A 2,815-nucleotide genomic window follows, 5' to 3' on the forward strand; every position below is an offset into this window, starting at 1 on the left:
GCCGCCGCCGCCGCGCTAGCCGCTTTGCCGAAGCGGGCCGGACGACGCTGATGGCCACCAAACGCGTACCGCCAACACCGATCGCCGCCGACGCAACCATTGCCGATATGGTCGAAGGCCTCGACAAGCCGGTCGAATTCGTCCGGCGTGTGCTGGAAAAGCTCGAGCGCTGCAAGCGTGCCCACGGTGATGCCCAGGTTCGCGTCGGCGTGCGCGGCCGCGCCGAATGCCCGAACTACCTGATCGAGTATGTCCGCGAAGACGCCAAGACCCATGAGCGGGTGACGTATCAGGACGCCGCCTACAGCGGCAGCACGCATCGCGAGCTGGCAGCCCATCACATCGAGGCGGTGAAAAACTGGTCGCCCGAGGAAATGAACATCACGGCCGTTTCGGCGCTGATCGGCCGCCTGCGCAATCCGCGCGCCCCATCATCGCGCTTCGCCGACGAGGACTGACATGGCCATAAAATTCTCCTCCAAGGATCAGCCGGCAGCCTCGGGTGCTGCGGCAAAACCGGCGAAGCCGGTTGCCGCGCCGAAAGCCGGCGACGCCACCGAGGCCGCGACCGACCTGTTCAAGTCGCCGGCGGATTCGCCGAAGGGCAAGACGGCCAAGAAGAAATAGCGCCTTGCCGCAAGACGCCGATCACAACCCCGCCGCGCCAGGGCTGTCCGCCCTGGTGGCCGCCGCAAGCGTTTTGTCGTCGCAACAGGGCACCTTCGATTGCCAAAGCTGCGGTGCCTGCTGTTCCTATTCGGCCGAGTGGCCGCGCTTTTCCACCGAGGATGACGCACAGCTCGACCGTATCCCGGAAAAATATGTCGCATCCGACCTGTCAGGCATGCGTTGCGAGGGCGTGCGCTGCTCGGCGCTGTCCGGCGAGATCGGCAAGTCGACCGCTTGCGGCATCTACGACGTGCGGCCGGACGTCTGTCGCGCCTGCATGCCCGGCGACGAGGAGTGTCTGATGGCACGCCAGGCGCTCGGATTACCGGTGTAGCCAATCTCCCGTCGCCTCCGCTTGTGCGCCGACCCGCAGCCCGGTACCTTCCTGGCTTGGTAGGGTGGCGGAGGAACCATCGTGAGCATCGAATTTCTGTTGACGTCCCTGATTGTCGTGGCTTCGCCCGGCACCGGCGTTCTCTACACGCTGAGCGCCGGCCTCTCGCGCGGTGCGCGGGCCAGCGTCATCGCCGCCTTCGGCTGCACGCTCGGCATCATCCCGCACATGGCCGCCGCCATCACTGGCCTGGCGGCGCTGCTGCACACCAGTGCGCTCGCCTTCGAGACGCTGAAATATCTCGGCGTCGCCTACCTGCTCTACATGGCCTGGAACACGCTGAAGGAAAAGGGCGGCCTCAGCGTCGAGCAGGATGTGACGCCGCGCTCGGCCGGCAAGGTGATTGCCACCGGTATCCTCGTCAACGTGCTCAATCCGAAACTGTCGATCTTCTTCTTCGCCTTCCTGCCGCAGTTCGTCAGCACCACCGAGCCCAATGCGCTGTCGAAAATGCTGGAACTGAGTTCCGTCTTCATGCTTTTGACATTCGTGGTTTTCGTCGGCTACGGCATCTTCGCAGCCTCGATCCGCAGCCATGTCGTCTCGCGGCCAATGGTGTTGACCTGGATGCGCCGGACCTTCGCCGGCGCCTTCGTCATGCTCGGCGCAAAGCTGGCGCTGGCCGATCGGTAGCGGGGAGCGGTTCAGTCTCGCTGATCCGCTCTCCTTTGTTGCGCTATTCCGGGCGAAAAGCGGTTATGCGCTTTCGGGGCATTGCTCGGGGCGCGCTACCCCTTCACATAGCCCATCGCTTCGACGATCCGCCCATCGGCCACACGCATGAGGTTGACGCCGCGCAGCGAATTGCCGTCGGTCATGAAATAGCGCCAGCGGATCGTTGCCCGGTCACCGGCAACGAAGGTTTCCTCGATATCGAAGCGCGTGCCGGCCTGGGTCGCGATCGCCGTCCAAAGCCCGACGCACGCTTCCTTGCCGGCATGGCGAGCGCCGTCCGGCGCCGGCACGGTGTTCTCGATCACGCAATCCTCGGCCACCAGCTCGGCGAGTGCCGAAGGATCATGGCGTTGGAATACGTCGTTGTAGCGCCGCATGATCTCGGCGGTCTTCTGGGACAGATCGTACGCGTTTGCGTCCATGACAATCTCCTGTGTCATCTTCTTTCTCCTGGCTTCATTGACCTTTGGTGGCTTCGACGAGCGTTGCCTTGAGGGTGATCTGAGACACGCCGCCAAGGGCCCGCGAGACGAGGCAGCCCGCCTTGGCGGACTGTGTAAGGCGCTCGAATTCATCTTCGGCAAGTCCCGCGACCTCTGCCTCGGTTTCGAGTTCGATGCGGGTGATCGTCGGACCGGCAGCGGTTGCGCCAAGATGCACCTTGGCGACGGTGCTGATGCTTGTCGGGACATAATTGGCGTTGCCCAGTATGGCGCTCAGCGCCATCGAGAAGCAGCCTGCATGCGCCGCGGCGATCAGTTCTTCCGGGTTGGTGCCCGGCCCGTTCTCGAAACGCGACGGGAAGGAATAGGCGCCTTCGAAGACGCCGCTGCCGAGCCGCAACCGGCCCGAACCTTCCTTCAACGTCCCTTGCCATTTGGCCGAGGCTTCACGAATTGTCATGGTCGTTCTCCCTTGGGTTTGAGGACTCGATGGGTCAGGCGCCGTCGATGATCACCTTCCCGAAGACGTCGCCCTGCTGGAAATAGCGATAGGCATCGCCGGCCTCGGTAAAGGCGAAGACCTTGTCGATGACGGGCCGCAGGCGGTGCTGCGAGACGGCGCGCAGCATGGCTT

At 64.0% G+C, this 2,815-nt stretch carries 7 protein-coding genes; 4 read left to right on the forward strand and 3 right to left on the reverse strand.

Annotation, left to right across the window (positions count from 1 at the left end):
* From EN994_RS25645 to EN994_RS25660, 4 genes are all read left to right on the forward strand, one after another.
* On the forward strand, nt 1–458 hold a 458-nt coding region (locus EN994_RS25645), incomplete at its 5' end, for a hypothetical protein (RefSeq protein WP_245466085.1).
* A 1-nt stretch (nt 459) separates the two neighbouring features.
* Entirely contained in the window at nt 460–627 is a 168-nt protein-coding gene (locus tag EN994_RS25650; protein WP_013532397.1) for a hypothetical protein, read from the forward strand.
* A 55-nt stretch (nt 628–682) separates the two neighbouring features.
* Entirely contained in the window at nt 683–1,003 is a 321-nt protein-coding gene (locus EN994_RS25655; protein ID WP_032809400.1) for a YkgJ family cysteine cluster protein, read from the forward strand.
* An 81-nt stretch (nt 1,004–1,084) separates the two neighbouring features.
* The gene (locus tag EN994_RS25660; RefSeq protein WP_013532395.1) at nt 1,085–1,696 is read left to right on the forward strand and encodes a LysE family translocator; all 612 of its coding nucleotides are present in this window, start codon (nt 1,085–1,087) and stop codon (nt 1,694–1,696) included.
* A 95-nt stretch (nt 1,697–1,791) separates the two neighbouring features.
* Here EN994_RS25660 and EN994_RS25665 read toward each other — a convergent pair whose 3' ends face one another.
* Genes EN994_RS25665 through EN994_RS36785 form a run of 3 tightly spaced genes read right to left on the reverse strand, consistent with a single transcriptional unit; the run spans nt 1,792 to nt 2,810 of the window.
* Complete coding sequence (locus tag EN994_RS25665; protein ID WP_013532394.1) at nt 1,792–2,178, reverse strand: nuclear transport factor 2 family protein; 387 nt, start codon at nt 2,176–2,178, stop codon at nt 1,792–1,794.
* A gap of 16 nt (nt 2,179–2,194) precedes the next feature.
* Entirely contained in the window at nt 2,195–2,641 is a 447-nt protein-coding gene (locus tag EN994_RS25670; RefSeq protein WP_013532393.1) for an OsmC family protein, read from the reverse strand.
* Between the two features lie 34 nt (nt 2,642–2,675).
* Nucleotides 2,676–2,810 (reverse strand): zinc-binding dehydrogenase, encoded by a 135-nt coding sequence (locus EN994_RS36785; protein ID WP_164768964.1) that lies wholly within the window; start codon nt 2,808–2,810, stop codon nt 2,676–2,678.
* Nucleotides 2,811–2,815: the final 5 nt, after the last annotated feature.

Origin of the sequence: Mesorhizobium sp. M7A.F.Ca.CA.002.09.1.1, assembly GCF_003998555.1 — a bacterium.
GTDB lineage: Bacteria > Pseudomonadota > Alphaproteobacteria > Rhizobiales > Rhizobiaceae > Mesorhizobium > Mesorhizobium ciceri.

Bases quoted from the DNA above. Each gene is read 5' to 3' on its own strand.
- EN994_RS25650 (WP_013532397.1), top strand. From the start codon at position 460: ATGGCCATAAAATTCTCCTCCAAGGATCAGCCGGCAGCCTCGGGTGCT.
- EN994_RS25665 (WP_013532394.1), bottom strand. From the start codon at position 2,178: ATGACACAGGAGATTGTCATGGACGCAAACGCGTACGATCTGTCCCAG.
- EN994_RS25670 (WP_013532393.1), bottom strand. From the start codon at position 2,641: ATGACAATTCGTGAAGCCTCGGCCAAATGGCAAGGGACGTTGAAGGAA.
- EN994_RS36785 (WP_164768964.1), bottom strand. From the start codon at position 2,810: ATGCTGCGCGCCGTCTCGCAGCACCGCCTGCGGCCCGTCATCGACAAG.